A 15,623-nucleotide genomic window follows, 5' to 3' on the forward strand; every position below is an offset into this window, starting at 1 on the left:
ATTTCCTAAAAAGTCTTTCGAGGAGCTCGACGGTGGCCAACACACCTTCCGCCAAAAAACGTGCAAAACAGGCTGAGAAGCGTCGCAGCCACAACGCCAGCCTGCGTTCCATGGTTCGTACCTACATCAAGAATGTAGTTAAAGCCATCGACGCAAAAGACGCTGCCAAAGCTCAAGCCGCTTATGTTCTGGCTGTTCCTGTTATCGACCGTATGGCCGATAAAGGCATCATCCACAAGAACAAGGCCGCTCGTCACAAGGGTCGTTTGAACGGCCACATCAAGGCTCTGAACCTTGCTGCTGCAGCCTAAGCGACACGCTTGTTAAAAAACCGACCCTAGGGTCGGTTTTTTATTGCCTGCAAGAAAGCATACAGATGGCACCGGCAGCCCCGAGATTGATGCAAATCCCAAGGGCCTCATCGCCAGCAAGCCGGCTCCTGCAGTTTTTGCGCACGGCAGCATTATTGCGCTGGAATGCTTACTTGCAGGAGCCTGATTGCCGGCGATGGCGACCTCAATACCTCACTTATTCGGCCAAGGCAGAATCGGAATCGCCGTCACCGCATTCTGCGGACTGCCTTCGATCAAGCGGTCGCTGTAGACCAGATACACCAGGGTATTGCGCTTCTTGTCGAGGAAGCGCACCACCTGCATGGTCTTGAACACCAGCGAGGTGCGCTCCTTGAACACCTCCTCACCATCCTTCAACTCACCACTGAAGCGGATCGGCCCGACCTGACGACAAGCCAGCGACGCCTCGGCACGATCCTCGGCCAACCCCAGGCCACCTTTCAAGCCACCGGTCTTGGCCCGGGACAGGTAGCAGGTCACACCCTCGACCTTGGGATCGTCAAACGCCTCGACCACGATACGATCGTTCGGCCCGACAAACTTGAAGACCGTCGACACCTGACCAATCTCTTCCGCCGATGCCAGCAACGGCATCGCCAGCAGCAACCCCAACAATCCCTTTGCGATACCCATAGTCCTATCCCTCAATCCATCACACCAGAATCAGGTTATCGCGGTGAACCAGTTCAGGCTCCGCCATATACCCCAGCACACCAGTAATCGCATCCGACGGCTGCCCGATAATTTTCTGCGCCTCAAGGGCACTGTAGTTCGCCAGACCGCGGGCGATCTCACGACCGTCCGACGCCACGCATACCACCATCTCGCCACGGCGGAAACTGCCCTGGACCAGCTTCACCCCCACCGGCAGCAAGCTCTTGTGATCCCGCGCCAGCGCATTCACCGCGCCATCATCGAGCACCAGCGTGCCGCGAGTCTGCAGATGCCCGGCCAGCCACTGCTTGCGCGCCGCCAGCATGCCACGCTCAGGCGACAGCAAGGTGCCGATACGCTCGCCCGACTTCAGGCGATCCAGCACCCGCTCCAGGCGCCCACCGACAATGATCGTGTGCGCTCCGGAGCGCGCCGCCAGCCGTGCCGCGCGCAACTTGGTCTGCATACCGCCACGCCCCAGCGCGCCACCGGTACCGCCCGCCACCGCATCCAGCGCCGGATCATCGGCACGAGCCTCATAAATCAGCTGGGCATCGGGGTTGTTGCGCGGATCGGCGTCGAACATGCCATCGCGATCCGTGAGAATCACCAGCAGATCCGCTTCCACCAGGTTGGCCACCAGCGCCGCCAGGGTGTCGTTGTCGCCAAAACGGATTTCATCGGTGACCACGGTGTCGTTCTCGTTGATCACCGGAATGACCTTGAGCTCCACCAGCGCCCGCAAGGTACTGCGCGCGTTGAGGTAACGCTTGCGGTCGGACAGGTCGTCATGGGTCAGCAGGATCTGCGCGGTATGCCGGCCATGCTCGGCAAAGCTCGACTCCCAGGCCTGCACCAGGCCCATCTGACCGATGGCGGCAGCCGCCTGCAACTCGTGCATGGCACTCGGTCGCACCGTCCAGCCCAGGCGACTCATACCCGCCGCCACCGCGCCGGAAGACACCAGCACCAGCTCGACGCCCGCCTCATGCAAGGCCACCATCTGCTCGACCCAGACACCCATCGCGGCGCGATCCAGCCCCTTGCCGTCCGCCGTCAGCAGTGCGCTGCCGATCTTCACGACCCAACGCTGCGCACCTGTCACCTTGCTCCGCATCATCTTTCAACCTTGGCTTGCGGGCAGCGCGACCGAGCGCTGCCCATGCGATTGTTCAGGGTAGCCGGTTCCCAGAAACCAGAACGCCGCTCGAATGAGCGGCGCCAGGTGGAACAGGCTGATGACGATGATAACACCGCCTCCAGTCAGATAGACCGCCCGCTCACCCTCGAGCAGCGGCCAATCCGCACAACAAGCGGCAACATCAGTCGCGCACGTAGATGATTTCCGGGCCATCTTCATCATCGACATCTTCTTCGTCCCAGTCATCGTCGCCGATGTCGTGGACGCTCTTGACGCCGCTGCGGCGCAGGGCACGCTGGTCATCCAGGGCCTGCAGCTGGGCACGCGCTTCATCTTCGATGCGCTGATCGAGATCACGCAGCTCGTCGGCATAAGCCGGATCATTGGCCAGGCGATCGAGACGATCTTCCAGGTAACGCATGATGTCGCGGGTCAGGCGCTCGGTCCCTTCCTTGGCAATCGCCGAGATCACATAGACCGGACCGGTCCACTGCAGGCGATCGACTACTTCCTTGACCCGCTCCTCATGCTCTTCCTCGAGGATCTGGTCGCACTTGTTCAGCACCAGCCAGCGATCACGCTCAGCCAGGGACGGGCTGAACTTGGTCAGCTCGTTGACGATCACTTCGGCGGCATCCGGCGCACTGCTGTCATCCAGCGGCGCCATGTCGACGAGGTGCAACAGCAAACGCGTGCGCGCCAAGTGCTTGAGGAAGCGAATCCCCAGGCCGGCACCACCGGAAGCGCCCTCGATCAACCCCGGGATGTCGGCGATGACGAAGCTCTTCCAGCGGTCGACGCTGACCACGCCCAGGTTCGGCACCAGGGTGGTGAACGGATAATCCGCCACCTTCGGCTTGGCGGCCGAGACCGAACGGATAAAGGTACTTTTACCGGCATTCGGCAAGCCCAGCAGGCCGACGTCCGCCAACACCTTCATTTCCAGCTTGAGGTCGCGCTGCTCGCCCGGCTTGCCCGGCGTAGTCTGGCGCGGCGCACGGTTGGTGCTGGATTTGAAACGGCTGTTGCCCAGGCCGTGCCAGCCACCATGGACCACCAGCAGGCGCTGACCGGCCTTGACCAGGTCACCGATGACCTCCTGGGTCGCGGAATCGATCACCGTGGTGCCGACCGGCACACGCAGCTCCAGATCCTCGCCCTTCTTGCCGGTGCAGTCGGTGCTGCCGCCATTGGAACCGCGCTCGGCATCGAAGTGCCGGGTGTAGCGGTAATCCACCAGGGTGTTGAGGTTTTCGTCGGCGACCATATAGATCGAGCCGCCGTCACCACCATCACCACCGTTGGGACCGCCGTTTTCGATGAATTTTTCCCGACGGAAACTCATGCAACCGTTACCGCCGTCGCCAGCTTTTACGCGAATCGATACTTCATCAACGAACTTCATAACACACGCCTCTCGCCACCAGGACGAGCCGAAAAAATCACAGGTACAAGTATAAGACTCTTGCAAAGATGAGCGCGGCGACCTCAATCAACGACCGAAAAATCCAGCGCCGGCAGCCCATACAAACAGCTTTGCAAGAGACTCACCCCACAAACGAAAAAGCCCCGTCGCAAGACGGGGCTTCTCCAGCATCCTCGCGATTAAGCCGCGATGATGCTCACGTAACGGCGGTTGAACGCGCCCTTTACTTCAAACTTGATCACGCCTTCGACTTTAGCGAAGAGAGTGTGATCTTTACCCATGCCAACGCCGTAACCGGCGTGGAATTGGGTGCCGCGCTGACGCACGATGATGTTGCCCGCTTTGATAGCCTGGCCGCCATACATCTTCACGCCAAGGCGTTTGGCTTCTGAGTCGCGACCGTTACGGGTACTACCACCAGCTTTTTTGTGTGCCATGAGTTCAATTCTCCAAAAAGGGGATTAGGCTGAAATTAAGCCTGAATACCGGTGATTTTGATCTCGGTGTACCACTGACGGTGGCCCATACGCTTCATGTGGTGCTTACGACGACGGAACTTGATGATGCGGACTTTATCGTGACGACCTTGGGAGATCACTTCAGCCACAACGGTAGCGCCCGCAACAACTGGAGCGCCGATGTTCACGTCATCGCCATTGGCGACCAACAGAACGCGATCAAAGGTAACGGATTCGCCAGTGGCGATTTCCAGTTTCTCGATCTTCAGGTATTCACCTGGAGCGACTTTGTACTGCTTGCCGCCGGTAACGATTACTGCGTAAGACATGGTATTTCTCCGATAATCCTGCTCACCCAGCGCTTTATAGGTAAAGGTATTGGCTGGCATGGCTGCATGGGGCTGGAACGGCCCAGATGCAATTGCGTAAGGCAGGTGCTGCCCAGGAAGTTCAGGGTGCGCGATTGTACGCAAGCCATCTGGCCATTGCAAGCCCGTAGACCGCGTACCTTGACAGCACAGACCCCCCGCCCTAGCATGCCGCGCAACCCTTCTGGAGCGACTCCCGCTGATGCAACCCCAAGCTTTCTACCGCGCGGTGGCGGACGATTTTAGCGCCGTCGACGGCATCATCAAGAAGCAGTTGACTTCCCGGGTGCCGCTGGTCTCGAAAATCGGCGATTACATCACCTCGGCCGGAGGCAAGCGCCTGCGTCCTTTATTGGTGCTGCTGTGTGGCAAGGCCCTGGGCCGCGAAGGCGACGACCTGCGCCTGCTGGCCGCCACCATCGAGTTCCTGCACACCGCCACCCTGCTGCACGACGACGTGGTCGACATGTCCGGCATGCGCCGTGGCCGCTCCACCGCCAACGCCATGTGGGGCAATGCCCCGAGCGTGTTGGTGGGCGACTTCCTGTACTCGCGCTCCTTCGAAATGATGGTCGAGCTGGGCTCGATGCCGGTGATGAAGATTCTTTCACAAGCCACCCGCATCATCGCCGAAGGCGAAGTGTTGCAGCTGTCCAAGGTCCGCGACGCCAGCACCACCGAAGAAACCTATATGGAAGTCATCCGCGGCAAGACCGCGATGCTCTTCGAAGCCTCGACCCACAGCGCCGCGGCCCTGTGCCAGGCCACGCCGGAACAGACCGAAGCGCTGCGCACCTTCGGCGACCACCTGGGCGTTGCGTTCCAGCTGGTAGACGACCTGCTGGACTACAAAGGCGATGCCGAGACCCTGGGCAAGAACGTCGGCGACGACCTGGCCGAAGGCAAACCGACCCTGCCGTTGATCTACACCATGCGCGAAGGCACGCCGGAACAGGCGGCCCTGGTGCGCCAGGCAATCCAGAAAGGCGGCATCGAAGACCTGGAAAGCATTCGCGAAGCCGTACAGGCCTCCGGCTCCCTGGACTACACCGCGCAACTGGCCCGCGACTACGTGGCACGGGCGATCGCCTGCCTGGAAGCGCTGCCGGCGAGCGAATACCGTGATGCCCTGGTGGAACTGAGTGAGTTTGCGGTCGCCCGCACTCACTGATCCCCACTACGATCTACTTGTAGGAGCCGGCTTGCTGGCGATGAGGCCCTTGAGCCAAGCGCCGCCCTTGCGGACGCCATCGCCAGCAAACCGGCTCCTACAAGGTTCTGCGTCAACCCGCCCGCCCCCCGCAGCGCCCCTTCGCCGATAAAAACCCTATATAATGTGCGCTTTTCGCCTTCCCGAAACCGAGGAACCTTAGTGAGCACGTTGCCACCCTGCCCGAAATGCAATTCCGAATTCACCTACGAAGACGGCACCCAACTGGTCTGCCCCGAATGCGCCCATGAGTGGGCCGCCGGCGGCGAAGCCGAAGTCGCCAGCGACGACACCGTGAAAAAGGATTCCGTGGGCAACGTCCTGCAAGACGGCGACACCATCACCGTGATCAAGGACCTGAAGGTCAAGGGCACCTCCCTGGTGGTCAAGGTCGGCACCAAGGTCAAGAATATCCGCCTGTGCGATGGCGACCACGACATCGACTGCAAGATCGACGGCATCGGCCCGATGAAGCTCAAGTCCGAGTTCGTCCGGAAGGTCTGAAGAAGCACCGCCCCTGTAGGAGCCGGCTTGCCGGCGATAGCGACCGATCAGACGACGCAAGGCTTACGGCCCCATCGCCGGCTCCTACAAAGGTCCGCGCCAGCCCTCGCTGTCGGGACCAGGATGACAACAGTCCCCATCCCCCGCCTTCGTTGACCCCAGACAAATCCCCCTACAGAAAATCCAACTATCGGCCAATAGGCACTTGCTATTCTTTGAATAAGAATTATTCTCATTGAAACCCATCAAGGAGATGAGACCATGACTTATTTGATCGATGCCTGGCTGGACCGCCCACACCCTTACCTGCGCATCCTGCATCGGGAAACGGGGGAAGTCTGTGCGGTACTGGAAGAAGAAGCCTTGAACGAGCTGCAGGACCAGGGCGACCTGGACGTCAGCGGCTTGAGTTCCAGCGAACCGCTGGTGCTCAAGGAACTGGTGCGCAACCTGTTTCTGTTCTGCTATGCGCGGGCGTTGCGCCCGAGTGGGGAGCTGGATGCCAAGATCCAGTTATGACGCGCCTGTTCCGGCTGCCACCGTACTGTAGGAGCAGGGCTTGCCCGCGAAGAGGCCCTCAAGACCGCTGAAGCTTCGCTGGCAAGCCACGCGCCTACACGGCGACCGGAGTCGCGCGGTACTTACAGAACGTCGAGCAGCTCGACGTCGAACACCAGTACGCTGTGCGGCGGAATGCCACCGACGCCCTGGGCGCCGTAAGCCAGTTCGCTCGGCACGTACAGACGCCATTTGCTACCGGCATTCATCAGTTGCAGCGCCTCGGTCCAGCCGGCGATCACGCCGCCGACCGGGAACTCGGCTGGCTGGCCGCGCTCGTAGGAGCTGTCGAACACGGTGCCGTCGATCAGGGTGCCGTGGTAATGAGTGCGCACGGTGTCCTCACGGGATGGCTTGGCGCCCTCGCCCTGGGTCAGCACTTCGAACTGCAGGCCGGAAGCCAGGGTAGTGATCCCTTCGCGCTTGGCGTTTTCCGCCAGGAACGCCAGGCCGGCACCCGCCGCGGCTTCAGCCTTGGCAGCGGCTTCGGCCTGCATGACTTCGCGGATCACCTTGAAGCTGGCGGACAGCTCTTCCTGGCCCACGCGGCTTGGCTGGCCGTGGAAGGCGTCGGTCAGGCCGGCCAGGATCGCGTCGAGGCTCACGCCCGGTGGCGGGTTATCACGCAGCTGGTCACCCAACTGACGGCCGATACCGTAGCTGACGCGGGTTTCGTCGGTGGACAGATTTACTTCGGACATACACTGCTCCGCTGTGGGCTGCGGCGGGAAATACCTGCTGAACACGGTATTGCCCCACGCAACCGGAACCAAAAAAGGGCCCGCAGACTAGCACACCCAGCCGGCCTGGGTCAGTGCTTGGTCAGCTTGTCCAGGTAGCCCATCGCAAAGGCCGAGACGACAAAGGTCATGTGGATGATCACATACCATTGCAGGTGCACCGGGTCGACGTTCTTGGCGTCCATGAACACCCGCAGCAGGTGAATCGAGGAAATCGCCACGATCGACGCCGCCACCTTCATCTTCAGCGAAGTGGAGTCCATCTTGCCCAGCCAGCTGAGCTTTTCCTTGCCGTCATCGATGTCCATCTGCGACACGAAGTTCTCGTAGCCGGAAATCATCACCATCACCAGCAGGCCACCCACCAGCGCCATGTCGATCAGCGACAGCAGCACCAGGATCAGGTCGGCCTCGGCCATGGCAAAGACGTTGGGGATAACGTGAAACACTTCCTGGAAGAATTTCAGCGCCAGGGCCAGCAGGCCCAGGGACAGGCCGAGGTAAATCGGCGCCAGCAACCAGCGCGAGGCATACATCGTATTTTCGATAAAACGTTCCATGGATCTCATACCAACTGAAAATGGCCGCGAGTATACCAGCGCCAAAACCCGAGGGAAAAAGCCCTCCGCGGGCGGTCGTTCAACATCGGGACAGCTGCGCCAGGGCGATTTTCTGCTAGTGTCGGCATCAACGACATCGCGTGTGCACTGTGTACAGGAAAACTGAACAATGGATTTGCGACTTCCCCTGGGTTGCCTCGGGCTCTCGGTGGCTCTGCTGGTGAGCGGCTGTTCCCCCAAAGACAAGCAGCACCACGCCAGCCTCGAGGAAAGGACCGCGCAGTTCGAAAAAACCCTCGACACCCTGCAGGACCCCAAGCTCAAGGATGCCGTGGCCGACCTTGGCGGTTCCCTGCTGTTGCTCGAACGGGCACGCCTGCGCCTGCGGGACAAGCCCATCGAAACCGAATACAGCGATGATGCCCTGGCACTGCTCAAGCACTACCCCAGCCCGCAGGCCCTGGCCGACACCTATATCAACGGCCTCTTCGTGCTGCGCAAGAACGCAGGTTCCGACTACCTGACCGATCTGCAGCCGATCTTTCCGTTCAGCTTCAACTACCCCACCGAGTTCCCGTTTCCCCACGCCCTGGAATGGCAGTCGGTGACCCTGAGCAACAAACAGGTGATCCCCTTCCAACCCGAATGGTCGGAAACCGATCCCGGGATCCAGCTGAGCCCCTCCAGCTCGAACATGACCAACCCCGACGACCTGACGATCACCTACCCGTACGTCGAAGGCATGGAAGTCGATCCGAAAAAACAACCGCAGCCCCTGACCCTGCACGGCAAGGTCGAAGTGATCGCCCCACGCAAGGTGGTGACCTTCAACCTGACCCGCCAGGACGTCGGCAAACTGCAAAGCAGCGACAACGTCAGCCTGACGCTGGTGTCGCTGGACAAGAACAATGCCGAAATCGAACTGAACGGTAACGCCGCGCAAGCGCCCCAGGTCGGCGACACCCCGCTCAACCCACTGATCGTCCAGGCCACGGACAGCACCGGGCAATTTCTCTCCCGGGCCGGCGCCATCAACGAAAACACCGCGCAGATTGCCTTCTACCAGAAGCAACTGGACGAAATGCTCAAACAGAAGAGCTGGAGCGACACCTTCGAGAAAAAACTCGATGCCGAGCAAAAGGCCTTCGAGGCGAAGCAGACCAGCCACTACACCCGGGTCTACTTCAACGGCATGATCGATAAACTGGAAATCAGCGTGATGGACTTTTCCGGGGCCACGGTCAACCGCAAGGAACTGGACCTGCCGGTGCGCGAGTTCGACAACACCACCAGCAAGGATGTCCAGCCATTGCCCATGCCGGTGGTGGTCTACGACGACCAGGCGGCGAGCTATCTCAAGGACGCCAACCTGGATGCCGAGAAGCTGAAAAAAAGCGTGATCATCAGTCAGTCGGTGGACGATGCCAGCGCAGCGAACATCGAGTTCGACCACCCCAAGACCTTCAACGACGAATTGCTCGGCGCGCCGGCCGCCGCCGGCGACAGCCCGGTGACCTTCTTCACCGAAAACGAACAAGGCAAGCGTGGCGAGCCCCTGGAACTGCCCACCGAGGCCTTCGAGGTCAACCCGCAGGACGGCACCATCACCTACGACCTGAACCTGTTCCCGGAAACGCCGGCCTATGCCGTCGGCTCGATGCCGCTGTTCCTGGCCGACATCCAGAAAAACACCCTCGACACCCACCAATTGCCCCCGGGCCTGGAGCTCAAGGGCAACGCGCTGATCGTCGACCAGAAGCGCTTCCCGGCCGAAGCCTGGCGCTTCTACGCCAAGGACGACAGCGGCAACTACCTCAAGGAAATCCTCGCCACCAGCCATAGTGACAAGACCGACTCGCCGCCGGTCTATGACGTGCACTACTTCTACGGGCAGCCGACCCAGCTGGAAAGCTACCAGCGCACGGCCTTGAACACCGTCGAGTACGGTTTCGAGGTCAAGCTCGACAAGCCCCAGGTTTCAGGCCCTGCCGAATGATCCTCCCGGGGCTGGCGCCTAGTGTTCCAGGCCCCGGCCTCGGGTGCCGTTGATCTCCCGTAGCTGGGCCTGCAAATGCAGGCACCAGATCTGCGGGTCCTCGGCCAACTGATAGCCATGCAAGGTCAGGCTTTCGACAATCGACTCAAGGATGGATTCGGCCACGACCGGGCCATGGAACGGACCTTGGGCCTTGATGGCCGAGGGTTGCTCGCCGGCCATTCCGGCGGCGAACAGGAGGGTCCACATTCCGTTATCGCCGGCAATCGGGCGAATACAGCATTCGATACGGGTGACGAGACCCAGGCATTGGCGGGTGAGACAAAGGTTGCGCGGCATGGCGGCGACCCTCGGTAGATCCTGTCTTCAGCCTCCGGGGGGAGGTTGCATCGGTCCAGTGACTACAGTGGAGGTCCTTGCCCAGAGAATAGAATAAAACTACAGGCAGCAAGGATTTGCAGGACCAACGGGCGTCAGGCCGGCATGCGCCAAAGCCTTGACTCCCGTTCACCTTATCGCCTCAGGACGGCTTGACCTCCGCCAACGCCTGCTCGGCGGCCTCCTTCTCAGCCTCCTTGAGGTCCTCTTCGCTGATCATCTCGGCGATCACCCGCAGACGCTCCACCACCCGCGCATTGACGCTGCCTTCCGGGAACTGCCCATCGGCATCCGGCTCACCGGCCGGCTCGCCCACCAGCAGGCTCAGCGCCTCATCGGCCTGGCGCACCGCATACACGTGGAACTGCCCGGCACGCACCGCCTGCAACACGCGCTCATCGAGCATCAGGGTGGCGACGTTCGCCTGGGGAATGATCGCCCCCTGCTCACCGGTCAGGCCACGGGCCTCACAGAGCCGGAAGAAGCCTTCGATCTTCTCGTTGACCCCACCCACCGCCTGCACTTCACCGAACTGGTTGATCGAACCGGTGATGGCGAAGCATTGCTTGAGCGGGGTTTTCGACAAGGCCGAAATCAGCGTACAAGCCTCGCCCAACGAGGCGCTGTCACCGTCGACATAACCGTAGGACTGCTCCAGGGCGATGCTCGCGGAAATCGCCAGCGGGAATTCCTGGGCATAACGGCTACCCAGGTAACCGGTGAGGATCATCACGCCCTTGGAGTGGATCGGCTGGCCGAGGTTGACCTCACGCTCGATGTCGACGATCCCGCTGCCGCCCGGATACACCGTGGCGGAAATCCGCGCCGGCACACCGAAGGCCGAGTCGCCGACTTCCAGCACCGTCAGCCCGTTGCACTTGCCCACGGCCGCGCCCGCGGTGTCGATCAGGATGATCCCCGCCAGCATGTCGTCGAGAATCCGCGCCGAGACCCGTCCGGTGCGGGTGGCCTTGGCCTTGAGCGCCCGCTCGATGTGGCCGGCGTCGGTCATCTCGTCATTGGCCAGGTGGCGAATGAAATCCGCCTCGCTGACCAGTTGGAACAGATCGCCGATCCGCGCCGACAAACGCCCCTGGTGCTCGGCCAGGCGTGCGCTGTAGGTCGCCAGGCGCGCCACCGCGTCGGCGGTCAGCGGCGCCATGCCCTCTTCCGAGGTACGGGTCTTGAGCAACTGGGCGAACTGCTCCAGGCTCTCGTCGACCATGGGAATGTCTTCGTCGAAGTCCACCAGCACGCGGAACATCTCCTGGAAGTCCGGGTCCAGGTCCTGCAGCGTGTAGTACAACTGGCGGGCACCGATGATGATGACCTTGACCTGCAACGGAATCACTTGTGGCGTCAGGGTCACGGTGGCCAGGCGCCCCAGTTCACCGAGGGGCGACTCCATCTTCAGCTTGCGCGATTGCAGGGCGCGCTTGAGCGCATCCCAGACAAAGGGCTCGCTGAGCATTTTCTCGGCTTCGAGAATCAGGAAGCCGCCGTTGGCCCGATGCAAGGCACCCGGACGCAACTGCCGGTAAGTGGTGTAGAGCGCGCCCTGATCGGTGCTGTATTCGATGCGGCCGAACAGGTTGTCGTAGGTCGGGTGCGGTTCGAACACTACCGGCGCACCGCCGTTGAACGGTTGACCGACCACCAGGCTCGGTGCGTACTGCTCTTCCAGCAGCTTGCGGGCCACGGCGTCGGTCTTGCTGTCGTCGACCAACTGCTCGACCACGGTTTTCAGCAGATAGACCTGCATGGCTTGCAGATAACCGCAAACCGCCGCGTTCTCCGCGTATTTTTCCGACAACGGCGCCAGCAAAGGCTGCAGGGCCAGGGTGATGGTTTCTTCGTTCAGTTGGCGCAACTGATTGCTCGATTCGCGCTTCCATTGCGGCAGGCTGGCGAGTTCCTCGTTGAGGCGCTCCTCCAGGTCGGCGATATCGGTATGGAAACGTTCACGCTCGGCTTCCGGCAACTGGGCGAATTCCGCCTCGTCCAGGGCCTTGCCTTCGCTCATGGGGGTAAAGGCGATATTGGTGCTGTCGCGATACAACGCGACTTCCTTTTCCAGCGCCAGGCGCTCGATCACATCCAGGGCACGGTCGTAACGCTGGTTGAAGGCACGGTCGATGGCGCTTTTCTTCTGCTGGTAGGACGGGTGCTCGAACACCGCAGGAAAGGTCGCCAACAGGTTGTCGATCAAGCCGTTGATATCGGCGATGAACGCACCCGCCTCACCCGCTGGCAGCTCGAGCGCCCGTGGCTCGCGAGGTTCGTCGAAATTATTGACATAGACCCAATCGGACGGGGTCTGTAGGCGTTTTCCTTCGGCTTTCAGGTAGCGTTTGACGAACGAAAAACGCCCGGTACCGGGCTCGCCCATGACAAACACGTTGTAACCGGGGCGCGGCATCGCCACGCCGAACTGCAAGGCTTCAACAGCACGTTCCTGGCCAAGCACACCGCGAAAAGGCTCCAGATCATTGGTGGTAGAGAAGCTGAACTGTTCAGCGGAAAAAGGACGGGTCAGCGCTTCGGGCGCTAGTCGCAAGCTGGCAGCAACAGAATCAGGCATCGGACTTCCTTACATCAGGCGGGGCAGATGAAAGCATTCTGGCGCTCGCCATACCTGACTGGCAAGGCGAGCGATGGCTGAATCGCTACGGCGTGGCAAAAGTCCTCAGACAAGGACTACAAACCCTTTCCCGCATTCACATCAGGAAAAAACAATGGAACCCTTGGAACCTGCCTAAACTCCAAGGTGCGAGGCTGGACTGATAACCAGCCTACTGGCCCTGAACCAGGCCAGATCCCCTTGTCATTGGCACGCACATAAAGAGAACAAAGCTATGAAACGGATTCTTCTGGGTACTCTCTTCACGGTTGTCTCCCTCAATGCCATGGCCCAGGCGCCAGGCGGGCCGGATTGCGGCTGGGGTAACATGCTGTTCAAGGGCCAGCGCGGCACTCCCGCCCACATTCTGGCATCCACCACCAATGGCACCTCCGGCAACGCCACCTTCGGCATGACCTCCGGCACCAACGGCTGCTCCACCCGTGATTCACTGACCTATGGCGGCCGCTCCTGGATCGCCATGAACGGCATGATGAACGAACTCTCCGAAGACATGGCCAAGGGCCAGGGCGAAGCCCTGACCACCTACGCCGTAGTCCTCGGCGTGGCCCCGGAAGACCGTGAGCATTTCGCGGCCGTCACCCACGAGCACTTCCAGCAGATCTTCAGCAAGGCTGACGTGACCGCCGACGACGTGCACACCAATACCCTTGCGGTCCTGAAAGGCGATCCGCGCCTGGCCAAGTACGCAACCCAGGCTTGAGTCCGACCTGCCCGCCCCTTTCGGGGCGGGCTTTGTGTACGCTGCCTCCTTTCGTCTGACAACAGTTGCCCACCATGCTCAAACGCCTTGCCTACCTGGCGCTCTGTGCTTGCGCCCCGCTGTACGCCGCCCCGCACCTCGACACCCAGCGTTTGCAGCAGTTGGCCCATGATCCGTTCTGGATTTCCCTCGGCCATTACGAGGCGGCCAAGCTCGGCGGCTGGCGCAGTTATGTCAGCGACAAAAAATATTTCCTCGCGCCCGACGGAGCCCATCACCCGGACGCGGAACTGCAAGCCACCCTCGACGCCCTCTATGCCCCGGCCAGCCTCGGCAACCAGCATCCCCAGTGTGTCTATCCGGCCCGCACGCGCTGGCTCAAGGCGCAATTGCAACTGACGGACCTGCCCGCCCCCGATTGCGCGGAATTCAAGCAGTGGTTCAAGGACGTCGCGCCCCACAGCACGGTGATGATTTTTCCGGCGGCCTACCTGAACAGCCCGTCCTCGATGTTCGGCCACACCTTACTGCGCATCGATCCGGCTGACGTACAGCGCGACCAGACCGCCCTGCTCAGCTACGCGATCAACTTCGGCGCCTATATCGAAGGCTCCGACAACAGCATCCTCTATGCCTGGAAAGGCCTGGCAGGCGGTTATCCGGGCCTGTTCGCCATGGTGCCCTACCAGGAAAAGCTCTCCGAATACCGCAGCCTGGAGAACCGCGACCTGTGGGAATACCGGCTGAACCTGACCCCCGAAGAAACCCAGCGCATGGTCGAGCATGTCTGGGAGTTGAAGCAGATCCAGTTCGACTACTTCTTCTTCGATGAAAACTGCTCCTACCGCTTGCTGGAACTGTTGCAGGTGGCGCGTCCGAGCCTGCACCTGACCGAACAGTTTCCTCTGACCGCGATTCCCACCGACACCGTCAAGGCGGTGAAAGACGCAGGGCTGGTGGAAAGGATCGACTACCGGCCGTCCCGCGAGCGCGAACTGCTGGAACGGGCCAAACCGCTGGATCCCGAGGAACAGCAGTGGGTGCTGAAAGTCAGTGCCGACGCGCAGCAGCTGCAATCGGCCGGCTTCAAGCAATTGGCCAAGGCTCGCCAGGCGCTGATCATCGACGCCGCCTATCGGCTGGAGCGCTATCGGGCCAATGGCCAGGAGCGTGATCCGGTACAAGCCCAGCGCAGCTTCGAGCTGCTGCGGGCAATCAACCAGAATCCGCCGCCGGACCTGCAGATCGAGCGTCCGGGCCTGCCGGAGAACGGCCATGAGTCACGCACCTGGCAAGCCGGGGTCGGCACCCGGGGCAGCCGGACATTCGGCGAATATGGCTTGCGCATGGCCTATCACGACCTCAACGACAATGCCGAGAGCTTTCCCCTCGGTGCACAGATCGAAATCCTGCAGATGAAACTGCGCCAGTACGAAGGCAATCACTGGCAGCTGCAGCAACTGGACCTGGCAACCATTCGCTCGCTGACACCACGCAATGCGCTGTTGCAGCCCTGGTCATGGCAAGTCACCGGCGGCCTGGAGCGGGTGCCGGGGCGGCACGACGACCAGACCCTGGTCAGCCATGTGAACGGCGGCGCGGGTGGCACCTGGCAGTTGGGCGACGACGTGCTGGGGTTTGCCCTGGGCACCGTGCGGGTCGAGCACAATGCCGATTTCGCGGCGGTTGTTTCGCCGGCGGCGGGGTTCGACACCGGGCTGCTGTGGAAAAACCCGCTGGGCAACCTGAGCCTGGAGGCCAAGGGCGATTACTTCATCAATGGCGAGGTACGCCGCAGCCTGAGCCTCAACCAGCAATGGGAGCTATCGCGCAACCTGGGCCTGCGGTTAAGTGCCCAACGCGAGTTCAGCAAGCTGGCGACGCCGGAGAACGAAGTGATGCTGGAAGTGAAGTGGTATCACTATTGAGCGGC

The 15,623-nt window shown here is 61.2% G+C and carries 17 protein-coding genes; 7 read left to right on the forward strand and 10 right to left on the reverse strand.

All coding sequences use genetic code 11. The features are described from left to right. The first annotated feature begins 32 nt into the window (after positions 1 to 32). Positions 33 to 311 carry a 30S ribosomal protein S20 gene (gene rpsT, locus CWE01_RS15605; RefSeq protein ID WP_016967023.1) on the forward strand — a complete coding sequence of 93 codons (279 nt, stop codon included), beginning with the start codon at positions 33 to 35 and terminating at the stop codon, positions 309 to 311. 213 nt (positions 312 to 524) lie between these two features. Here the strand turns inward: rpsT and CWE01_RS15610 are convergent, their stop codons facing one another. From CWE01_RS15610 to rplU, 6 genes are all read right to left on the reverse strand, one after another. Then, complete coding sequence (locus CWE01_RS15610) at positions 525 to 986, reverse strand: CreA family protein (RefSeq protein WP_100941436.1); 462 nt, start codon at positions 984 to 986, stop codon at positions 525 to 527. 19 nt (positions 987 to 1,005) lie between these two features. Continuing rightward, entirely contained in the window at positions 1,006 to 2,124 is a 1,119-nt protein-coding gene (gene proB, locus CWE01_RS15615; RefSeq protein WP_100941578.1) for a glutamate 5-kinase, read from the reverse strand. A gap of 6 nt (positions 2,125 to 2,130) precedes the next feature. Then, positions 2,131 to 2,370, reverse strand: coding sequence for a hypothetical protein (locus CWE01_RS33300; protein ID WP_157815225.1), 240 nt, complete (start codon positions 2,368 to 2,370; stop codon positions 2,131 to 2,133). Next, positions 2,330 to 3,553, reverse strand: coding sequence for an Obg family GTPase CgtA (gene cgtA, locus CWE01_RS15620; RefSeq protein ID WP_100941437.1), 1,224 nt, complete (start codon positions 3,551 to 3,553; stop codon positions 2,330 to 2,332). The genes CWE01_RS33300 and cgtA overlap by 41 nt, the downstream gene beginning before the upstream one ends. A gap of 200 nt (positions 3,554 to 3,753) precedes the next feature. Further along, positions 3,754 to 4,011 carry a 50S ribosomal protein L27 gene (rpmA, locus tag CWE01_RS15625; protein ID WP_100941438.1) on the reverse strand — a complete coding sequence of 86 codons (258 nt, stop codon included), beginning with the start codon at positions 4,009 to 4,011 and terminating at the stop codon, positions 3,754 to 3,756. Between the two features lie 35 nt (positions 4,012 to 4,046). Then, entirely contained in the window at positions 4,047 to 4,361 is a 315-nt protein-coding gene (gene rplU, locus CWE01_RS15630) for a 50S ribosomal protein L21 (protein WP_003176051.1), read from the reverse strand. 241 nt (positions 4,362 to 4,602) lie between these two features. On the opposite strand from rplU, the gene CWE01_RS15635 reads away from it, so the two are divergent. The 3 genes from CWE01_RS15635 to CWE01_RS15645 all read left to right on the forward strand — a co-directional run bounded on the left by CWE01_RS15635 (position 4,603) and on the right by CWE01_RS15645 (position 6,633). Then, the gene (locus CWE01_RS15635) at positions 4,603 to 5,571 is read left to right on the forward strand and encodes a polyprenyl synthetase family protein (protein WP_100941439.1); all 969 of its coding nucleotides are present in this window, start codon (positions 4,603 to 4,605) and stop codon (positions 5,569 to 5,571) included. 201 nt (positions 5,572 to 5,772) lie between these two features. Then, entirely contained in the window at positions 5,773 to 6,114 is a 342-nt protein-coding gene (locus CWE01_RS15640; RefSeq protein WP_100941440.1) for a zinc ribbon domain-containing protein YjdM, read from the forward strand. A 261-nt stretch (positions 6,115 to 6,375) separates the two neighbouring features. Next, positions 6,376 to 6,633 carry a hypothetical protein gene (locus CWE01_RS15645; RefSeq protein ID WP_100941441.1) on the forward strand — a complete coding sequence of 86 codons (258 nt, stop codon included), beginning with the start codon at positions 6,376 to 6,378 and terminating at the stop codon, positions 6,631 to 6,633. Positions 6,634 to 6,755: 122 nt separating this feature from the next. Here CWE01_RS15645 and CWE01_RS15650 read toward each other — a convergent pair whose 3' ends face one another. After that, positions 6,756 to 7,373, reverse strand: a complete 618-nt coding sequence (locus tag CWE01_RS15650) for an FKBP-type peptidyl-prolyl cis-trans isomerase (RefSeq protein ID WP_100941442.1) — start codon at positions 7,371 to 7,373, stop codon at positions 6,756 to 6,758. A gap of 110 nt (positions 7,374 to 7,483) precedes the next feature. Then, the gene (locus tag CWE01_RS15655) at positions 7,484 to 7,972 is read right to left on the reverse strand and encodes a TIGR00645 family protein (protein WP_100941443.1); all 489 of its coding nucleotides are present in this window, start codon (positions 7,970 to 7,972) and stop codon (positions 7,484 to 7,486) included. Between the two features lie 169 nt (positions 7,973 to 8,141). On the opposite strand from CWE01_RS15655, the gene CWE01_RS15660 reads away from it, so the two are divergent. After that, complete coding sequence (locus tag CWE01_RS15660; protein WP_100941444.1) at positions 8,142 to 9,968, forward strand: hypothetical protein; 1,827 nt, start codon at positions 8,142 to 8,144, stop codon at positions 9,966 to 9,968. Positions 9,969 to 9,986: 18 nt separating this feature from the next. On the opposite strand, the gene CWE01_RS15665 is transcribed toward CWE01_RS15660, so the two are convergent. Then, on the reverse strand, positions 9,987 to 10,307 hold the full coding sequence (locus tag CWE01_RS15665; RefSeq protein ID WP_100941445.1) for a hypothetical protein: 321 nt from the start codon (positions 10,305 to 10,307) through the stop codon (positions 9,987 to 9,989). Positions 10,308 to 10,488: 181 nt separating this feature from the next. Then, positions 10,489 to 12,927: a Lon protease family protein gene (locus CWE01_RS15670; protein WP_100941446.1), complete on the reverse strand. Its 2,439-nt coding sequence runs from the start codon at positions 12,925 to 12,927 to the stop codon at positions 10,489 to 10,491. 274 nt (positions 12,928 to 13,201) lie between these two features. Here CWE01_RS15670 and CWE01_RS15675 point away from each other — a divergent pair, with 274 nt between their 5' ends. Together CWE01_RS15675 and CWE01_RS15680 are read left to right on the forward strand one after the other, a co-directional pair. After that, entirely contained in the window at positions 13,202 to 13,690 is a 489-nt protein-coding gene (locus tag CWE01_RS15675) for a DUF3015 domain-containing protein (RefSeq protein ID WP_100941447.1), read from the forward strand. 74 nt (positions 13,691 to 13,764) lie between these two features. After that, positions 13,765 to 15,618 (forward strand): DUF4105 domain-containing protein, encoded by a 1,854-nt coding sequence (locus CWE01_RS15680; protein ID WP_100941448.1) that lies wholly within the window; start codon positions 13,765 to 13,767, stop codon positions 15,616 to 15,618. The last annotated feature ends 5 nt before the right edge of the window (positions 15,619 to 15,623 follow it).

This window comes from Pseudomonas sp. QS1027 (assembly GCF_002814235.1).
GTDB lineage: Bacteria > Pseudomonadota > Gammaproteobacteria > Pseudomonadales > Pseudomonadaceae > Aquipseudomonas.

Bases quoted from the DNA above. Each gene is read 5' to 3' on its own strand.
- CWE01_RS15610 (WP_100941436.1), bottom strand. From the start codon at position 986: ATGGGTATCGCAAAGGGATTGTTGGGGTTGCTGCTGGCGATGCCGTTG.
- proB (WP_100941578.1), bottom strand. From the start codon at position 2,124: ATGCGGAGCAAGGTGACAGGTGCGCAGCGTTGGGTCGTGAAGATCGGC.
- CWE01_RS33300 (WP_157815225.1), bottom strand. From the start codon at position 2,370: ATGATGAAGATGGCCCGGAAATCATCTACGTGCGCGACTGATGTTGCC.
- cgtA (WP_100941437.1), bottom strand. From the start codon at position 3,553: ATGAAGTTCGTTGATGAAGTATCGATTCGCGTAAAAGCTGGCGACGGC.
- rpmA (WP_100941438.1), bottom strand. From the start codon at position 4,011: ATGGCACACAAAAAAGCTGGTGGTAGTACCCGTAACGGTCGCGACTCA.
- rplU (WP_003176051.1), bottom strand. From the start codon at position 4,361: ATGTCTTACGCAGTAATCGTTACCGGCGGCAAGCAGTACAAAGTCGCT.
- CWE01_RS15635 (WP_100941439.1), top strand. From the start codon at position 4,603: ATGCAACCCCAAGCTTTCTACCGCGCGGTGGCGGACGATTTTAGCGCC.
- CWE01_RS15645 (WP_100941441.1), top strand. From the start codon at position 6,376: ATGACTTATTTGATCGATGCCTGGCTGGACCGCCCACACCCTTACCTG.
- CWE01_RS15650 (WP_100941442.1), bottom strand. From the start codon at position 7,373: ATGTCCGAAGTAAATCTGTCCACCGACGAAACCCGCGTCAGCTACGGT.
- CWE01_RS15655 (WP_100941443.1), bottom strand. From the start codon at position 7,972: ATGGAACGTTTTATCGAAAATACGATGTATGCCTCGCGCTGGTTGCTG.
- CWE01_RS15660 (WP_100941444.1), top strand. From the start codon at position 8,142: ATGGATTTGCGACTTCCCCTGGGTTGCCTCGGGCTCTCGGTGGCTCTG.
- CWE01_RS15665 (WP_100941445.1), bottom strand. From the start codon at position 10,307: ATGCCGCGCAACCTTTGTCTCACCCGCCAATGCCTGGGTCTCGTCACC.
- CWE01_RS15670 (WP_100941446.1), bottom strand. From the start codon at position 12,927: ATGCCTGATTCTGTTGCTGCCAGCTTGCGACTAGCGCCCGAAGCGCTG.
- CWE01_RS15675 (WP_100941447.1), top strand. From the start codon at position 13,202: ATGAAACGGATTCTTCTGGGTACTCTCTTCACGGTTGTCTCCCTCAAT.
- CWE01_RS15680 (WP_100941448.1), top strand. From the start codon at position 13,765: ATGCTCAAACGCCTTGCCTACCTGGCGCTCTGTGCTTGCGCCCCGCTG.